The 14,287-nt window shown below is 57.0% G+C and carries 22 protein-coding genes; 21 read left to right on the plus strand and 1 reads right to left on the minus strand.

The window, feature by feature from the left end; genetic code table 11:
* The first annotated feature begins 25 nt into the window (after positions 1-25).
* The 12 genes from ACR0MS_RS12645 (at position 26) to rpmD (ending at position 4,946) form a co-directional block, all read left to right on the plus strand.
* Positions 26-415 (plus strand): hypothetical protein, encoded by a 390-nt coding sequence (locus ACR0MS_RS12645; RefSeq protein WP_480573265.1) that lies wholly within the window; start codon positions 26-28, stop codon positions 413-415.
* Between the two features lie 191 nt (positions 416-606).
* The gene (gene rpmC, locus ACR0MS_RS12650; protein ID WP_010437082.1) at positions 607-813 is read left to right on the plus strand and encodes a 50S ribosomal protein L29; all 207 of its coding nucleotides are present in this window, start codon (positions 607-609) and stop codon (positions 811-813) included.
* Positions 814-817: 4 nt separating this feature from the next.
* Positions 818-1,048, plus strand: coding sequence for a 30S ribosomal protein S17 (gene rpsQ / locus ACR0MS_RS12655; protein WP_068340771.1), 231 nt, complete (start codon positions 818-820; stop codon positions 1,046-1,048).
* 76 nt (positions 1,049-1,124) lie between these two features.
* Positions 1,125-1,493 (plus strand): 50S ribosomal protein L14, encoded by a 369-nt coding sequence (rplN, locus tag ACR0MS_RS12660; RefSeq protein WP_008757934.1) that lies wholly within the window; start codon positions 1,125-1,127, stop codon positions 1,491-1,493.
* 2 nt (positions 1,494-1,495) lie between these two features.
* Positions 1,496-1,807: a 50S ribosomal protein L24 gene (rplX, locus tag ACR0MS_RS12665; protein WP_480573268.1), complete on the plus strand. Its 312-nt coding sequence runs from the start codon at positions 1,496-1,498 to the stop codon at positions 1,805-1,807.
* Entirely contained in the window at positions 1,800-2,360 is a 561-nt protein-coding gene (gene rplE / locus ACR0MS_RS12670; protein WP_171126026.1) for a 50S ribosomal protein L5, read from the plus strand. The genes rplX and rplE overlap by 8 nt, the downstream gene beginning before the upstream one ends.
* A gap of 19 nt (positions 2,361-2,379) precedes the next feature.
* Positions 2,380-2,685, plus strand: a complete 306-nt coding sequence (gene rpsN, locus ACR0MS_RS12675; protein WP_068340744.1) for a 30S ribosomal protein S14 — start codon at positions 2,380-2,382, stop codon at positions 2,683-2,685.
* A 13-nt stretch (positions 2,686-2,698) separates the two neighbouring features.
* A complete protein-coding gene (gene rpsH / locus ACR0MS_RS12680) occupies positions 2,699-3,091 on the plus strand; it encodes a 30S ribosomal protein S8 (RefSeq protein ID WP_068340741.1) in 393 nt (130 codons plus the stop codon).
* Positions 3,092-3,102: 11 nt separating this feature from the next.
* Entirely contained in the window at positions 3,103-3,636 is a 534-nt protein-coding gene (gene rplF, locus ACR0MS_RS12685) for a 50S ribosomal protein L6 (protein ID WP_170574987.1), read from the plus strand.
* An 11-nt stretch (positions 3,637-3,647) separates the two neighbouring features.
* Positions 3,648-4,007 (plus strand): 50S ribosomal protein L18, encoded by a 360-nt coding sequence (gene rplR, locus ACR0MS_RS12690; RefSeq protein ID WP_170356678.1) that lies wholly within the window; start codon positions 3,648-3,650, stop codon positions 4,005-4,007.
* Between the two features lie 173 nt (positions 4,008-4,180).
* Positions 4,181-4,744 carry a 30S ribosomal protein S5 gene (gene rpsE, locus ACR0MS_RS12695; protein WP_170356677.1) on the plus strand — a complete coding sequence of 188 codons (564 nt, stop codon included), beginning with the start codon at positions 4,181-4,183 and terminating at the stop codon, positions 4,742-4,744.
* Between the two features lie 13 nt (positions 4,745-4,757).
* A complete protein-coding gene (gene rpmD / locus ACR0MS_RS12700; RefSeq protein WP_074736195.1) occupies positions 4,758-4,946 on the plus strand; it encodes a 50S ribosomal protein L30 in 189 nt (62 codons plus the stop codon).
* A 98-nt stretch (positions 4,947-5,044) separates the two neighbouring features.
* Here rpmD and ACR0MS_RS12705 read toward each other — a convergent pair whose 3' ends face one another.
* On the minus strand, positions 5,045-6,781 hold the full coding sequence (locus ACR0MS_RS12705) for a PGN_0703 family putative restriction endonuclease (RefSeq protein ID WP_480573273.1): 1,737 nt from the start codon (positions 6,779-6,781) through the stop codon (positions 5,045-5,047).
* Positions 6,782-7,076: 295 nt separating this feature from the next.
* Here ACR0MS_RS12705 and ACR0MS_RS12710 point away from each other — a divergent pair, with 295 nt between their 5' ends.
* The 9 genes from ACR0MS_RS12710 to ACR0MS_RS12750 all read left to right on the plus strand — a co-directional run bounded on the left by ACR0MS_RS12710 (position 7,077) and on the right by ACR0MS_RS12750 (position 14,287).
* Positions 7,077-7,289: a DUF1127 domain-containing protein gene (locus tag ACR0MS_RS12710; RefSeq protein WP_480573276.1), complete on the plus strand. Its 213-nt coding sequence runs from the start codon at positions 7,077-7,079 to the stop codon at positions 7,287-7,289.
* A gap of 241 nt (positions 7,290-7,530) precedes the next feature.
* Positions 7,531-8,004: a 50S ribosomal protein L15 gene (rplO, locus tag ACR0MS_RS12715; RefSeq protein WP_480573280.1), complete on the plus strand. Its 474-nt coding sequence runs from the start codon at positions 7,531-7,533 to the stop codon at positions 8,002-8,004.
* 109 nt (positions 8,005-8,113) lie between these two features.
* Positions 8,114-9,478, plus strand: a complete 1,365-nt coding sequence (secY, locus tag ACR0MS_RS12720) for a preprotein translocase subunit SecY (RefSeq protein ID WP_480573283.1) — start codon at positions 8,114-8,116, stop codon at positions 9,476-9,478.
* A complete protein-coding gene (locus ACR0MS_RS12725) occupies positions 9,475-10,122 on the plus strand; it encodes an adenylate kinase (RefSeq protein ID WP_480573286.1) in 648 nt (215 codons plus the stop codon). Before secY ends, ACR0MS_RS12725 begins: the two co-directional genes overlap by 4 nt.
* A 210-nt stretch (positions 10,123-10,332) precedes the next feature.
* Positions 10,333-10,701: a 30S ribosomal protein S13 gene (gene rpsM, locus ACR0MS_RS12730; RefSeq protein ID WP_170332212.1), complete on the plus strand. Its 369-nt coding sequence runs from the start codon at positions 10,333-10,335 to the stop codon at positions 10,699-10,701.
* Positions 10,702-10,716: 15 nt separating this feature from the next.
* Positions 10,717-11,106, plus strand: coding sequence for a 30S ribosomal protein S11 (rpsK, locus tag ACR0MS_RS12735; RefSeq protein ID WP_008757289.1), 390 nt, complete (start codon positions 10,717-10,719; stop codon positions 11,104-11,106).
* Between the two features lie 114 nt (positions 11,107-11,220).
* Positions 11,221-12,237, plus strand: a complete 1,017-nt coding sequence (locus tag ACR0MS_RS12740; RefSeq protein ID WP_170403678.1) for a DNA-directed RNA polymerase subunit alpha — start codon at positions 11,221-11,223, stop codon at positions 12,235-12,237.
* Positions 12,238-12,418: 181 nt separating this feature from the next.
* Positions 12,419-12,841, plus strand: coding sequence for a 50S ribosomal protein L17 (gene rplQ, locus ACR0MS_RS12745; protein WP_480573291.1), 423 nt, complete (start codon positions 12,419-12,421; stop codon positions 12,839-12,841).
* A 132-nt stretch (positions 12,842-12,973) separates the two neighbouring features.
* A complete protein-coding gene (locus ACR0MS_RS12750) occupies positions 12,974-14,287 on the plus strand; it encodes a DUF3300 domain-containing protein (RefSeq protein ID WP_480573295.1) in 1,314 nt (437 codons plus the stop codon).

Genomic DNA, 14,287 nt, shown 5'->3' on the forward strand with positions numbered 1-14,287 from the left:
CAAAGAGAAGAATTGAGAGCACTCCATGAAAGAACCAAAAGTCCTTCGGCACTGGATTGAAGCTTACGACACCAAAGTCGTCGTCTACGATCAGCAGTTTAACTACGACTTTGACAGCTATTACGTCATGGAGCCCAAAGAAACAAAAAGCGGGGCATGGGAGGTGTGGTATGCTGAGTGGTCTGGTGAGGAAATGGATCAAGCTGATTTGAAGCACAAGTTGATAGAAATTAGTGGTACGAAGATCACCAAATTGGACGATCTACACAATCTGCTTTGCGGGCTTATTCTGGGATTTGAGGACGGGTATTCAGAGGGAAAAAGAACCGTGCAAAGAGCAGCGAAATTTGCTCTAGAAGCCCTTACTGGCGAAAGGGATATTGATCCCTTGATTGAAAGCTCCGAAGAGGCATAACCAAGGCCGCTTGGCCTCGTTTTCTCAAACCACCAAACTTCCTCTTGCCACTAAACCCCTAACCCCCTATAGAGCGGCATCTTGCGATCTCCCGGCGTTGTCGGGCGATTCGTATGTCTATCATTCATCCACCAGGTCCAAGGTGACCCTGTCAGGGGGCCTTCTGGTGTTTTGAGCAAAGGAAAAAGGCGATGAACGCCCAAGAACTGCGTGACAAGACCCCGGACCAGCTCCGCGAGGAACTGGCCAACCTGAAGAAAGAAAGCTTTAACCTGCGCTTTCAACAGGCAACCGGTCAGCTGGAAAACACTGCTGGTATCAAAGCGGCCCGCCGCAATGCTGCCCGTGTCAAAACCATTCTGAACGAAAAGGCCGCTGCAGCGGCATCCGAGGAGTAATCAGATGCCCAAGCGTATCCTGCAAGGTACCGTGACCAGCGACGCCAACGAACAGACCGTAACCGTATCCGTCGAGCGCCGCTTTACGCATCCGGTTCTGAAGAAAACCATCCGTAAGTCCAAGAAATACCGGGCTCACGATGAAAAGAACGCCTTCAAGGTCGGCGACACAGTCCGCATCATCGAATGCGCGCCGAAATCGAAGACGAAACGCTGGGAAGTTCTGGAAGCGTAAGCTTCCGGGATTTTCCCATTTGTCGAAACCCTGGGGGATTTAACAAGAGCAGCCCCCACAGGTCGGGAGAAACCACATGATCCAGATGCAGACCAATCTGGATGTCGCTGACAACTCCGGCGCACGCCGAGTTCAGTGCATCAAGGTCCTGGGTGGTTCCAAGCGTAAATACGCCTCCGTTGGCGACATCATTGTCGTCTCGGTGAAGGAAGCCATCCCGCGCGGCCGCGTAAAGAAAGGGGACGTCCGTAAGGCCGTCGTCGTGCGCACCGCCAAGGAAGTCCGTCGCGAAGACGGCACCGCGATCCGTTTCGATCGCAACGCCGCCGTCATCCTGAACAACAACAACGAGCCCGTCGGTACCCGTATCTTTGGCCCCGTTGTTCGTGAACTGCGCGGCAAGAACTTCATGAAAATCATCTCGCTGGCTCCGGAGGTGCTGTAATCATGGCTGCTAAACTCCGCAAAGGCGACAAGGTCGTCGTGCTGGCCGGCAAGGACAAGGGCAAAGAGGGGACTATCACCTCGGTTGACCCCAAAGCCGGTAAAGCTGTTGTCGAAGGCATCAACATTGCCATCCGTCACACCCGTCAGTCGCAAACTTCGCAAGGTGGTCGTCTGCCCCAGGCAAACCCGATCCAACTGTCGAACCTGGCGCTGCTGGACAAAAACGGCAAAGCAACCCGCGTTGGCTTCCGCATGGAAGGTGACAAGAAGGTCCGCTTCGCCAAGACCACAGGGGACGTGATCGATGCTTGATTCCGCAACCTACACCCCGCGTCTGAAAGCTCAGTACGTTGAAACCATCCGTGCCGCTCTGAAAGAAGAGTTCGGCTACAAGAACGACATGCAGCTGCCCAAGCTGGACAAAATCGTTCTGAACATCGGGTGTGGTGCTGAGGCCGTCAAAGACTCGAAGAAAGCAAAAGCTGCTGTCGAAGATCTGACTGCGATTGCTGGCCAACAGGCCGTTGCAACCAAGGCGAAGAAGTCGATCGCGGGTTTCCGCGTCCGTGAAGACATGCCGCTGGGCGCGAAAGTGACCCTGCGCGGTGACCGGATGTACGAATTCCTGGATCGTCTGATCACAATCGCGATGCCGCGTATTCGTGACTTCCGCGGTGTGAAGCCGTCTTTCGATGGTCAGGGCAACTTTGCCATGGGCATGAAAGAGCACATCGTGTTCCCGGAAATCGACTTCGACAAGGTCGACGAGGTCTGGGGCCTGGATATCGTAATTGCCACCACAGCGAAAACCGACGCTGAAGCAAAGGCACTGTTGAAAGCTTTCAACATGCCGTTCAACGCGTAAGCGCCGGAAGGATAGAGACATGGCTAAAAAAGCAATGATCGAACGCGAGAAGAAGCGCGAACGCCTGGTGGCCAAATATGCCGCAAAGCGTGCCGAGCTGAAAGAAATCGCAAACGACGAGAGCCGCCCGATGGAAGAGCGTTTCAAAGCGCGTCTGAAACTGGCGAAACTGCCGCGCAACAGCTCGGCTACCCGTCTGCACAACCGTTGTCAGCTGACCGGTCGTCCCCACGCTTACTACCGTAAGCTGAAGGTCAGCCGTATCGCGCTGCGCGAGCTGGGTTCTGCTGGTCAGATCCCCGGCATGGTGAAATCGAGCTGGTAAGGGAGACATAGATATGAATGATCCTATCGGCGATATGCTCACCCGTATCCGCAACGCGCAAATGCGCGGCAAGTCCACTGTTTCCACCCCGGCTTCCAAGTTGCGCGGATGGGTTCTGGACGTGCTGGCGGACGAAGGCTACATCCGTGGCTATGAAAAGACGACCGGTGAAAACGGTCATCCGGCCATCGAAATCAGCCTGAAATACTACGAAGGCACCCCTGTCATTCGCGAACTGAAGCGGGTCTCGAAACCCGGTCGTCGCGTCTACATGGGCGTCAATGACATCCCGCAGGTCCGTCAGGGTCTGGGCGTGTCGATTGTCAGCACTCCGAAAGGTGTGATGTCGGACGCAAACGCTCGCTCCAACAATGTTGGTGGCGAAGTGCTCTGCACCGTCTTCTAAGGAGGTCTGCAATGTCTCGTATTGGTAAAAAACCGGTCGAGCTGCCCAGCGGCGTTACCGCCTCTGTGTCCGGCCAGACCATCGAAGTGAAGGGTCCGAAAGGCACCCGCAGCTTCACCGCCACCGATGACGTCACGCTGTCGGTCGAAGACAACGTCGTGCAAATCAACCCTCGTGGCATGTCCAAGCGTGCCCGCCAGCAGTGGGGCATGAGCCGCACCATGGTTGCCAACCTGGTAACCGGTGTGACCGAAGGCTTCAAAAAAGAGCTGGAGATCCAGGGTGTTGGTTACCGGGCTCAGATGCAGGGCAACACCCTGAAACTGAACCTCGGCTACAGCCACGATGTTGATTTCACTGCTCCGGAAGGTGTCACCATCACCGCGCCGAAGCAGACCGAGATCGTTGTGGAAGGTATCGACCAGCAGCAGGTGGGCGAAGTCGCGGCCAAAATCCGTGAATGGCGCCGTCCCGAGCCGTACAAAGGCAAGGGCATCCGCTACAAGGGCGAGTTCATCTTCCGCAAGGAAGGCAAGAAGAAGTAAGGACGCAGACAATGGCAAACAGCAAAAGAACCCTGTTTCTGAAGCGCCGCCTGCGCGTTCGGAACAAACTTCGCAAAGTCAACGCGGGCCGTGTACGCCTGTCGGTTCACCGTTCGAACAAGAACATCAGCGTTCAGCTGATCGACGATGTTCGTGGCGTGACCCTGGCCGCAGCCTCGACCCTGGAAAAAGATCTGGGTGTAGTTGGCAAGAACAACGTCGAAGCGGCCACCAAAGTGGGCGCGGCCATCGCCGAGCGTGCCAAGAAGGCAGGCGTCGAAGAGGCCTATTTCGATCGTGGTGGCTTCCTGTTCCACGGCAAGGTGAAGGCAGTTGCCGACGCCGCGCGTGAAGGCGGTCTAAAGATCTGATGGTGTGCCGGGCTGAAGCCCGGCGTACCTGATACACCGCTGTAGGCCGGGCTTCAGCCCGGCTTCGGCACCTTGAAGGCGGGTCCGCCTGCCTCGATGATCGGGGGGCTTTCCAGTTCACTTCGATTGAAGAAAACGGCGCCGTATGCGCCACATGAGAAAAGGGATGCCAAATGGCAGAACGTGAAAACCGTCGGGGCCGTGGCCGCGACCGTGAAGAAGCACCGGAGTTTGCAGATCGCCTGGTCGCAATCAACCGCGTGTCGAAAACCGTAAAAGGTGGTAAGCGCTTTGGCTTCGCCGCTCTGGTGGTTGTCGGCGATCAGAAAGGCCGTGTCGGTTTTGGCAAGGGTAAAGCGAAAGAAGTACCTGAGGCCATCCGCAAGGCGACTGAGCAAGCCAAGCGTCAGATGATCCGCGTGCAACTGCGCGAAGGTCGGACCCTGCACCACGATATCGAGGGCCGTCACGGTGCCGGTAAAGTGGTTATGCGCACCGCACCTGAAGGTACTGGTATCATCGCCGGTGGTCCGATGCGTGCCGTGTTCGAAATGCTGGGCGTCAAGGACGTTGTGTCCAAGTCGCTGGGCTCGCAGAACCCGTACAACATGATCCGCGCCACCATCAACGGCCTGCAGAAAGAGCAGAGCCCGCGTTCGGTTGCCGCACGTCGTGGCAAAAAAGTTGCTGACATCCTGCCCAAGCGGGACGAAGCACCGGCTGAAGCCGAAGCGTAAGGAGTAGCGTACCATGGCAAAAACCATCGTCGTCAAGCAGATCGGTTCTCCGATCCGCCGCCCCGCCGAACAGCGCGCAACCCTGATCGGTCTGGGCCTGAACAAGATGCACCGCACCCGTGAGCTGGAGGATACACCTTCGGTCCGCGGCATGGTCAACAAGATCCCGCATCTGGTTGAGATCATCGAAGAGCGCGGCTAAGCGCGACATCGTTTTAGAATTGAAAAGCCCCCGTTGTTTGCGGGGGCTTTTTTTGTGCGTCGGATGTTGTTAGTCCGCTTTGAGGCCAAAATGCAAAGTCAGTTTTCCGAGCTTGGGCGAATGCCGTGCTTTCTTTCTAGGTTAGAGACCAACCAAACCAGGTTCTCTGAACAAGCGCACACCCGTGCAATTTCCTGCCAAGTCACACGTCGGATAAGGCCCGGGACACGGCAAGCTCCCAAAGCTAACCTAAGTTGATCGTCAGCCTCTCCGCCTGGGCGGTAGACCGGATTTCGAGCATCGTACACAAAAACTGCATGTCCGTTGGACGGGTGCACGCTGCCTTCATTGTCAACAATTGCAGCAAGCACATTGCGAACAATCTGATAGGTCGGCAACAGCGGGCACGGGGACAGGTCTTGCAGCGCGTCCCAGTCAAAAACATTTGGAATGTGGTCCCAATAGGTAATTCCGATCTCGGAGAGCGCACACCTTGCTTGCCGACCTTGTTGTCGCGTGTAGCGGCCACTGCAAAGTGGCGTCTCAGCTTTAGGAGCGCGAACGCGGGAACACGTTCCAAACTCAGGCTCGCAGTACTTGCATTCGACCGCTACGCGATAACCTTCCATTTCCAAACAAACGTCCAGCTGAGTGGAACGTGGTTCGTTCATGGTACGGACGTCCACCTCCATAGACATCTTAGCCAGTTTGGTATGCACACCAAATGCAGGTCGTCCACATTCCGCGCGTACCTGCGCAAGTAAATCCAAACAATCAGCGGCTTTGAATGCACCGAACACGCTTTGCGCCAACGCTTGAGAACTTTTGAAAGACCCAAAGTGTTTGTGTCGGTTCTGAGGTGCGATTTCCGCTTTTATCTGTGCAGCCTGTTTCTCTTCTTCAGGAAGCATGAGGTTAAGGTCAGGCTTTTTTGCCGATGCGACAGGTGGTCTTCTCGTTCCTTCGCGACCGTCAAGATCGTCCGGTGACAAGTTCGTTGCGTGTGCCCACCACACCTTGTGGAGCATCTCTTCATGTTGGCGGGCGTCGTAAACCTTTCCATGCGAAGCAACGTTTGCACTCTTGGGCAAAAACGACGGGTATTCCAGTTGATCCAGTGGATTTAGCCTGGGCGCGATTGTCTGTTGACCATATTGAACTTTGGCATTGGGGATCGAGGCGAAATTGACACCGAGGCCCAATGATTGCGATAGACCCTGTGTTTTTTCTTCCAAAGCCTGCGTGAAGTCTGCGTTGTTAAGTAGCCAACTTGACCACCAATCGGTTTCTCCAAGTATCACAATCTCCGGGCGCTCCAGCCGCATCTCTCGACCGAACCTTTTGCGACATTCGTCGGCGATACGGCCTAGATTGGCCTCGACGATTGCGGCATATCGCAACCCCTCGAGTAACGCGACTGGGGGTGGGTCACTTGGCCCCCCGGCATGCCCGATAACCTTAAGCTCGACCACAACCGGTCTTCCGTGTTCGGTGATACCAAACATGTCGATTTTGCCGATTTCACGATCCGCGCGGCTGGCTTTCAAAGGAACTTGATAATCGATTAGCTCAAATTGGACACCGTTCGGTAACAGCCAGTTTTGCTGAGCATTGACCATCGCAATCGCAAAGTGTTCTTCCCGTCGGTTCGTTTTCCCTGTTGTACTCGGGTATCCGCTTCGACCTCCTAGATACTCTCGGTCAGGTGGTCGCGTCGGTGCTTGCGCCTTCAGTTTAAGATATGCTTCAGCGTAGGACACGATATCGATCTGTGCGACATCCTTAGCCAGTGAAGACTTTGGCCAGCGGCGGGAAAATAACAGATCAGTATCCATAAGCCGACTATAGCGACGCTTCGCTCATTGTCAGGCCCTTCAAAAATCAAATGAACCTTCCAGTTTACCGTGTTTTTCACGTCATGGCCGAAGTCGGCTTCGTCTGCAATGCGGACACCCACCCAAATCAGCCGAACGCGCGAAACCCGTGCTCCGCCATTCCCCCAACGCATACCGGATAGACCGAAACATCCGTTGTTAGCGATACCCGCCAGTCCTATTTGAGCCCTGTCCCAAACAGGAACGCAAACAGTATCCCGGGGAATTCGCCTCGGGCTCAGAAAGGAAATAAACTATGGCAAACGTAACAACCTATTCCCGCGAAGGCTTTGGTCTGAGCGACCGCATCGCAACACTCGTCGCACGCATCAAAGAGGGTTATGCCCTGCGCGCCGAATACAACCGCACCTATGCAGAGCTGCAAAGTCTGTCGGATCGTGAGTTGAACGACATCGGAGTGCGTCGGTGTGATATCCGCGATATTGCTCAAAAGCACGTCTACTGCTGACAATCTGCTCAGATCGTTGACCTGACCCGGAGGCGCCAATTGGCGTCTCTTTTGGGTTTCGGGGGGCGCGTCCCGCTTGTTTTCCCCGGAATCGTGGACGAAGGGGACAACAAAACTTGCATCCTGAGGAGCAACGCTGTATCGGGCTCCGGTGGATTTGCGTCCACGAGAATCAAAACCAAGAAACGCCGTGTTTGACCCATCACGCTTCGGGGGTCACATCCGGCTAAGGAGAAGCGATATGAAACTGCACGAATTGCGCGACAATGCTGGCGCCGCCCCGAAACGCACCCGCGTTGGTCGTGGTCCGGGTTCCGGCAAAGGTAAAATGGGTGGCCGTGGTATCAAAGGCCAGAAATCCCGTTCGGGTGTGGCCATCAATGGCTACGAAGGCGGCCAGATGCCGCTGTACCAACGCCTGCCCAAGCGTGGCTTCAACAAGCCGAACCGCAAGGAATTCGCCGTTATCAATCTGGGCCTGATCCAGAAATTCGTCGACGCCGGCAAGCTGGACGTCAAAGCTGCGATCACCGAGGATGCACTGGTTGCCTCCGGTTTGGTCCGTCGCAAGCTGGACGGTATCCGCGTACTGGCCAAAGGCGAAATCAGCGCCAAATTGAACCTGGAAGTAACTGGTGCTTCGAAAGCTGCTGTTGAGGCAGTTGAGAAAGCGGGCGGTTCACTGACGGTCACAAAAGCTGCTGCGGCAGAGTAAGCGCTTGTGAGCGGGGCAAGACCCGCTTACATAGACCTCAGAGTTTTCCTAGACGCCGCCCGAGCCGGAAAACGGTTCCGGGCGGTGTTTTCATAAGAGAGACCGATTTATGGTATCAGCAGCAGAACAAATGGCAGCCAACACAAGCTGGTCTGCCCTTGGCAAAGCCACCGATCTGCGCAACCGCATCCTGTTCACACTGGGTTTGTTGATCGTCTACCGTCTGGGCACCTTTATTCCGGTTCCGGGCATCGACGGCCAAGCACTGCGCGAGTTCATGGAGCAAGCGGGGCAGGGCATCGGCGGCATGGTTTCGATGTTTACCGGCGGGGCGCTGGGGCGGATGGGGATTTTTGCCCTTGGCATCATGCCCTACATTTCAGCCTCGATCATCGTGCAACTGCTGACATCCATGGTCCCCGCGCTCGAACAGCTCAAGAAAGAGGGCGAGCAGGGCCGCAAGAAGATCAACCAATATACCCGTTTCGGCACCGTGGCCCTGGCCACCGTTCAGGCCTACGGCCTGGCCGTTTCGCTGGAATCGGGCGATCTGGCCACCGATCCCGGGCTGTTCTTCCGTCTGTCGACCATGATCACGTTGGTAGGTGGTACCATGTTCCTGATGTGGCTAGGTGAGCAGATCACCGCGCGCGGCATCGGCAACGGTATCTCTCTGATCATCTTCGTGGGTATTATTGCCGAGGTTCCGGCGGCACTGGCGCAGTTCTTTGCCTCGGGTCGTTCGGGTGCGATCAGCCCCGCCGTGATCATCGGTGTGATCGTGATGGTGATTGCCGTGATCACCTTTGTGGTCTTCATGGAACGGGCCTTGCGCAAGATCCACATCCAATACCCGCGCCGTCAGGCCGGTATGAAGATCTATGAAGGCGGCTCCAGCCACCTGCCGGTCAAGGTGAACCCGGCGGGCGTGATCCCGGCGATCTTTGCCAGCTCGTTGCTGCTGCTGCCGGTGACGATCTCGACCTTCTCGTCAGGCGCGACCAACGGTCCGATCATGTCATGGCTGCTGGCCAACTTTGGCCCCGGACAGCCGCTGTACCTGTTGTTCTTCGCTTCGATGATCGTGTTCTTTGCGTATTTCTACACGTTCAACGTATCGTTCAAACCGGACGATGTGGCGGACAACCTGAAAAAGCAGAACGGTTTTGTGCCGGGTATCCGCCCAGGCAAGAAAACCGCCGAGTATCTGGAATACGTGGTCAACCGCGTTCTGGTTCTGGGCTCGGCTTATCTGGCGGCTGTGTGTCTGCTGCCTGAAATTCTGCGGAACCAGTTCGCCATCCCGTTCTATTTCGGCGGCACCTCGGTTCTGATTATCGTCTCTGTAACCATGGACACGATCCAACAGGTTCAGAGCCACCTGCTGGCGCACCAGTACGAAGGGCTTATTGAAAAGTCCCAACTGCGCGGCAAGGGTAAGAAACGCGGCAGGAAGGGACCCGCTCGTCGATGAACATCATTTTGTTGGGCCCCCCGGGGGCCGGTAAAGGGACGCAGGCGCGTCACCTGGTAGAAACACGCGGCATGGTTCAGCTCAGCACGGGCGACATGCTGCGCGAGGCCAAGGACAGCGGCACCGAAATGGGCAACCGCGTGGCCGAAGTGATGGCCAAGGGTGAGTTGGTCACGGATGAGATCGTGATCGGCCTGATCCGCGAAAAGCTGGAGCAGGGTGCCAAGGGTGGTTTCATCTTTGACGGTTTCCCGCGCACGCTGGCGCAGGCTGATGCGTTGGGTGAGCTGCTGGACAGCACTGGCGAAACACTGGACGCGGTCATTGCGATGGAGGTCAACGATGACGCTCTGGTAGCGCGGATCACGGCCCGGTCGACCTGCGGCGGTTGCGGTGAGGTTTATAACGACATCACCAAACCGATCCCGGCAGACGGCAAATGCTCCAATTGCGGCAAGGAGAATGACTTCAAACGCCGCGCGGACGACAACGAGGAAAGCCTCAAGACCCGTCTGATGGAATACTACAAAAAGACCTCGATGTTGATCGGCTATTACCACGCCAAGGGCAACCTGTCCTGGGTCGATGGTCTGGGCGAGATCGACGAGGTTCAGGGCGCGATTGCAGGCGTGCTGGACGCCTGAGTGATCGGCATTTGAATATGGGCTTGACGGCAGCGCCAAAAGCCCATATCGACCCCCATCCCCAAAGGGAATCAAGACCGCAGGCGGGATTCGTCCCAACTGCCCCGACCACCTCGAATAATGCTGGGCCCACTGGCGACACTGCCAAGGTCAAGCGTTGTGAAAAAAGGTTCTGGAGTTACGGAACCGCAACGAAAAGGAAAGTGACACGTGGCACGTATTGCCGGCGTAAACATCCCGACTGCAAAGCGGGTACCAATCGCCCTCACATATATCACCGGAATCGGCAACACCTCGGCCAAAGCGATCTGCGAAGCCGTGGGCATTGAAGCGACCCGTCGCGTCAACGAACTGTCCGACGCCGAAGTTCTGAAAATTCGCGAATATATCGACGAAAACTTCACCGTCGAAGGCGACCTGCGTCGTGAAGTTCAGATGAACGTCAAGCGCCTGATGGACCTGGGCTGCTATCGCGGTCTGCGTCACCGCCGCAACCTGCCGGTTCGCGGTCAGCGTACCCACACCAATGCTCGTACTCGCAAAGGCCCCGCAAAGGCCATTGCTGGTAAGAAGAAATAAGGGAGGGTCTGACTGATGGCACGTGATAAGACTCGCGTTAAGCGCAAAGAGCGTAAGAACATCGCATCGGGCGTCGCCCATGTGAACTCGACCTTCAACAACACCAAGATCCTGATCTCGGACGTACAGGGCAACGCCATCTCGTGGTCGTCTGCCGGTACTATGGGCTTCAAAGGATCGCGGAAATCGACGCCTTATGCGGCTCAGATGGCTGCAGAAGATGCAGGCAAAAAGGCGCAGGAACATGGCGTCAAGACGCTGGAAGTCGAAGTTCAGGGCCCCGGTTCGGGTCGTGAATCGGCTTTGCGCGCGCTGGCTGCCGTGGGCTTCAACATCACGTCGATCCGCGACGTGACTCCGATTGCTCACAACGGCTGCCGCCCGCCGAAGCGCCGCCGCGTCTAAGCGATTTTGAATTGAGCTGGGGCTGTGTTTTCGCACGGCCCCAGCACGTCATTTTGAACCTCGGGCGTCTGCACCTTGTTGGTCATGGGGCGCGGACAGGAATGGAGGGATTACATGATCCATAAGAATTGGGCAGAATTGATCAAGCCGACCCAACTGGACGGCAAGCCGGGCAACGACCCCGCGCGTCAGGCAACGCTGGTTGCCGAACCGCTGGAGCGTGGCTTTGGTCTGACCCTGGGCAACGCGCTGCGCCGCGTTCTGATGAGCAGCCTGCAAGGTGCCGCCATCACCAGCGTCCAGATCGACAATGTTCTGCATGAGTTTTCGTCGGTCGCAGGTGTCCGCGAAGACGTCACCGACATCATCCTGAACCTCAAGCAGGTTGCCCTGCGCATGGAAGTCGAAGGCCCCAAGCGCCTGTCGATCAATGCCAAAGGCCCTGCCGTTGTAACCGCTGGCGACATCAGCGAAAGCGCCGGTATCGAGGTTCTGAACCGCGATCATGTCATCTGCCACCTGGACGATGGTGCCGATCTGTTCATGGAACTGACCGTCAACACCGGTAAGGGCTATGTCTCGGCTGAGAAGAACAAGCCCGAAGACGCGCCTATCGGCCTGATCCCGATCGACGCGATCTATTCGCCGGTCAAGAAGGTTGCCTATGACGTTCAGCCGACCCGTGAAGGCCAGGTTCTGGACTATGACAAGCTGACCCTGAAGATCGAAACCGATGGGTCTATCACTCCGGAAGACGCGCTGGCCTTCGCCGCTCGTATCCTGCAGGACCAGCTGTCGATCTTCGTCAACTTCGACGAGCCGGAATCGGCTGGCCGCCAGGACGAGGACGATGGTCTGGAGTTCAATCCGCTGCTGCTGAAGAAAGTGGACGAGCTGGAGCTGTCGGTCCGTTCGGCAAACTGCCTGAAGAACGACAACATCGTTTACATCGGCGACCTGATCCAGAAGACCGAAGCCGAGATGCTGCGCACCCCGAACTTCGGCCGCAAGTCGCTGAACGAGATCAAAGAAGTGCTGTCCGGCATGGGTCTGCACCTTGGCATGGATGTCGAGGATTGGCCGCCCGACAACATCGAAGATCTGGCGAAGAAATTCGAAGACGCCTTTTAAGGCGGTGCCGGGCTGAAGCCCGGCCTACTTCGACCCACACCGTAGGCCGGGCTTCATCCCGGCTTGCACACTAAAAAATGCCCGGGCTGCCGGGGACAAAAAGGGCACTTCCGCCCCAAGGAGAGCCGGTGACACGCATCGCCGGCCAGACAAAGCAAAACGCGAAAGAAGGAACTAGAAAATGCGTCACGCACGTGGTTACCGCCGCCTGAACCGTACTCATGAGCACCGCAAGGCTCTGTTTGCGAACATGGCTGGCTCGCTCATCGAACATGAGCAAATCAAAACAACTCTGCCCAAGGCAAAAGAACTGCGCCCGATCATCGAAAAGCTGGTCACTCTGGGCAAGCGCGGTGATCTGCACGCCCGCCGTCAGGCCGCAGCACAGCTGAAAGAAGACAAAGACGTCGCCAAGCTGTTCGAGGTTCTGGGCCCCCGCTATGCTGATCGTCCCGGCGGTTACGTCCGCATCCTGAAAGCCGGTTTCCGCTATGGTGACATGGCTCCGATGGCGATCATTGAATTCGTGGATCGCGACGTCGACGCCAAAGGCGCGGCTGACAAGGCCCGCGTTGCTGCTGAAGAAGCCGCAGACGAAGAATAAGAAGGCCTGTCTTTCTGAACGAAACCCCTGCGCCTCAGGCGTGGGGGTTTTTTCGTTCTGGCGGCCAAAAAGCGGTTTTGTTGCCAGAATCATTAACTTGGGCGATCCTTGGTTCAATTGAAGGATCGCAATATGTTTAGATATCTTGTTCTAATACTCGGGTTTTGCGCACCCGTTTCCGTATTTGCGCAGGAGGCGTCTCAGGACGCGCAGGCCGACGATACCCTGTTGACCGACGCCGAACTGCAAACGCTGGTCGCGCCGGTTGCGTTGTATCCCGACACGTTGCTTATCCAGATATTCGTGGCGGCCACCCAACCGTTGGAAATCGTAAAGGCCGAGCGGTTCCTGTTGGACAATGCGGATCGCGACCCATCCGAGCTGGAGCCTGAGATTGACGCCATGGGATGGGATCCCTCCGTCAGCGTGCTGGCCACGGCCTTCCCCGAAGTTGTAGGGCAGATGGCCACGCATATCGACTGGACCGAGACTATGGGGACGGCAATGCTGGCGCAGTCCGATGACGTGATGGATGCCGTGCAGGTCATGCGGGATCAGGCGATTGACAGCGGCGCGCTGATCTCGGGGCCGGAACAGACCGTTGAGGTGACCGAAGACGAAACGGTTGTGATCACCCCGACAAACACGGAAACGGTTTACGTTCCGCAATATGATCCGCAGACCGTCTACACCGGCCCCTCGACTGGCGACGTAATCGGAGCCGCGCTGCTGACATTCGGGGCGGTTGCCCTGATTGACGAAATCTTTGACGACGATGACGATTGGAATGACTACTGGGGCTGCCGGAATTGCGGCGGGTGGAACGGTCAACCCATCGTCAGAAATCCTGATATCGACATAGATGTGGACGGCAATATCAACATCGGTAATGAGATTGACCGGGGTGACCGAACGGATATCGGCTGGACCCCGGACCCTGAGCGCAAAGAGCAGGCGCGCGACAAGATTTCGGATCACAAAAGGCCCGAAGGCGGGCGCGGCGATCTACCTGTCAACCGACCCGAGGGGCGGACGGATGAGTTACGGGCCAAGCTGAGCCGGGAATCCGGCGCGGCGGATATCAGTCGTGATCGCGCCGCTGCCGTTGCTGCCGGGGCTGGTGCCGGGGCGGTGGCGGGAAGCGCGTTGGCCAACCGTGGTGGTGACAAGCAACTGCCGAAGGTGAACCGTGGCAACGTGGACGGTGACAGGGCCGCCGCCAAGCAGCAGGCCATTGACCGCACCAAGCAACGGCCGGACGCCGTCAAGAAGCCGGTCAAGCAGAAGCCGCAAAGTGTCAAGAAACCCCAGGCCAAGAAACCGGCGACGACTCAGCGCAAGCCATCGGCCGCCAAGGGTTCGGCCATGAAGAAGAAATCCTCTGGTAACAGGGCCAAAAGCGCGTCGAAGCGTGGACATGCGGCCAAGGGAGCACGGAGAAGGTAA

It is taken from the genome of Ruegeria sp. CJ2 (genome assembly GCF_056536745.1).

Bases quoted from the DNA above. Each gene is read 5' to 3' on its own strand.
- rplE (WP_171126026.1), top strand. From the start codon at position 1,800: ATGCTTGATTCCGCAACCTACACCCCGCGTCTGAAAGCTCAGTACGTT.
- ACR0MS_RS12725 (WP_480573286.1), top strand. From the start codon at position 9,475: ATGAACATCATTTTGTTGGGCCCCCCGGGGGCCGGTAAAGGGACGCAG.
- rplX (WP_480573268.1), top strand. From the start codon at position 1,496: ATGGCTGCTAAACTCCGCAAAGGCGACAAGGTCGTCGTGCTGGCCGGC.
- rpsK (WP_008757289.1), top strand. From the start codon at position 10,717: ATGGCACGTGATAAGACTCGCGTTAAGCGCAAAGAGCGTAAGAACATC.
- ACR0MS_RS12710 (WP_480573276.1), top strand. From the start codon at position 7,077: ATGGCAAACGTAACAACCTATTCCCGCGAAGGCTTTGGTCTGAGCGAC.
- rpsH (WP_068340741.1), top strand. From the start codon at position 2,699: ATGAATGATCCTATCGGCGATATGCTCACCCGTATCCGCAACGCGCAA.
- rplO (WP_480573280.1), top strand. From the start codon at position 7,531: ATGAAACTGCACGAATTGCGCGACAATGCTGGCGCCGCCCCGAAACGC.
- rpsE (WP_170356677.1), top strand. From the start codon at position 4,181: ATGGCAGAACGTGAAAACCGTCGGGGCCGTGGCCGCGACCGTGAAGAA.
- rpmC (WP_010437082.1), top strand. From the start codon at position 607: ATGAACGCCCAAGAACTGCGTGACAAGACCCCGGACCAGCTCCGCGAG.
- rpsN (WP_068340744.1), top strand. From the start codon at position 2,380: ATGGCTAAAAAAGCAATGATCGAACGCGAGAAGAAGCGCGAACGCCTG.
- rplR (WP_170356678.1), top strand. From the start codon at position 3,648: ATGGCAAACAGCAAAAGAACCCTGTTTCTGAAGCGCCGCCTGCGCGTT.
- rpsQ (WP_068340771.1), top strand. From the start codon at position 818: ATGCCCAAGCGTATCCTGCAAGGTACCGTGACCAGCGACGCCAACGAA.
- ACR0MS_RS12750 (WP_480573295.1), top strand. From the start codon at position 12,974: ATGTTTAGATATCTTGTTCTAATACTCGGGTTTTGCGCACCCGTTTCC.
- secY (WP_480573283.1), top strand. From the start codon at position 8,114: ATGGTATCAGCAGCAGAACAAATGGCAGCCAACACAAGCTGGTCTGCC.
- rpmD (WP_074736195.1), top strand. From the start codon at position 4,758: ATGGCAAAAACCATCGTCGTCAAGCAGATCGGTTCTCCGATCCGCCGC.
- rplF (WP_170574987.1), top strand. From the start codon at position 3,103: ATGTCTCGTATTGGTAAAAAACCGGTCGAGCTGCCCAGCGGCGTTACC.
- rplQ (WP_480573291.1), top strand. From the start codon at position 12,419: ATGCGTCACGCACGTGGTTACCGCCGCCTGAACCGTACTCATGAGCAC.
- ACR0MS_RS12645 (WP_480573265.1), top strand. From the start codon at position 26: ATGAAAGAACCAAAAGTCCTTCGGCACTGGATTGAAGCTTACGACACC.
- rplN (WP_008757934.1), top strand. From the start codon at position 1,125: ATGATCCAGATGCAGACCAATCTGGATGTCGCTGACAACTCCGGCGCA.
- ACR0MS_RS12705 (WP_480573273.1), bottom strand. From the start codon at position 6,781: ATGGATACTGATCTGTTATTTTCCCGCCGCTGGCCAAAGTCTTCACTG.
- ACR0MS_RS12740 (WP_170403678.1), top strand. From the start codon at position 11,221: ATGATCCATAAGAATTGGGCAGAATTGATCAAGCCGACCCAACTGGAC.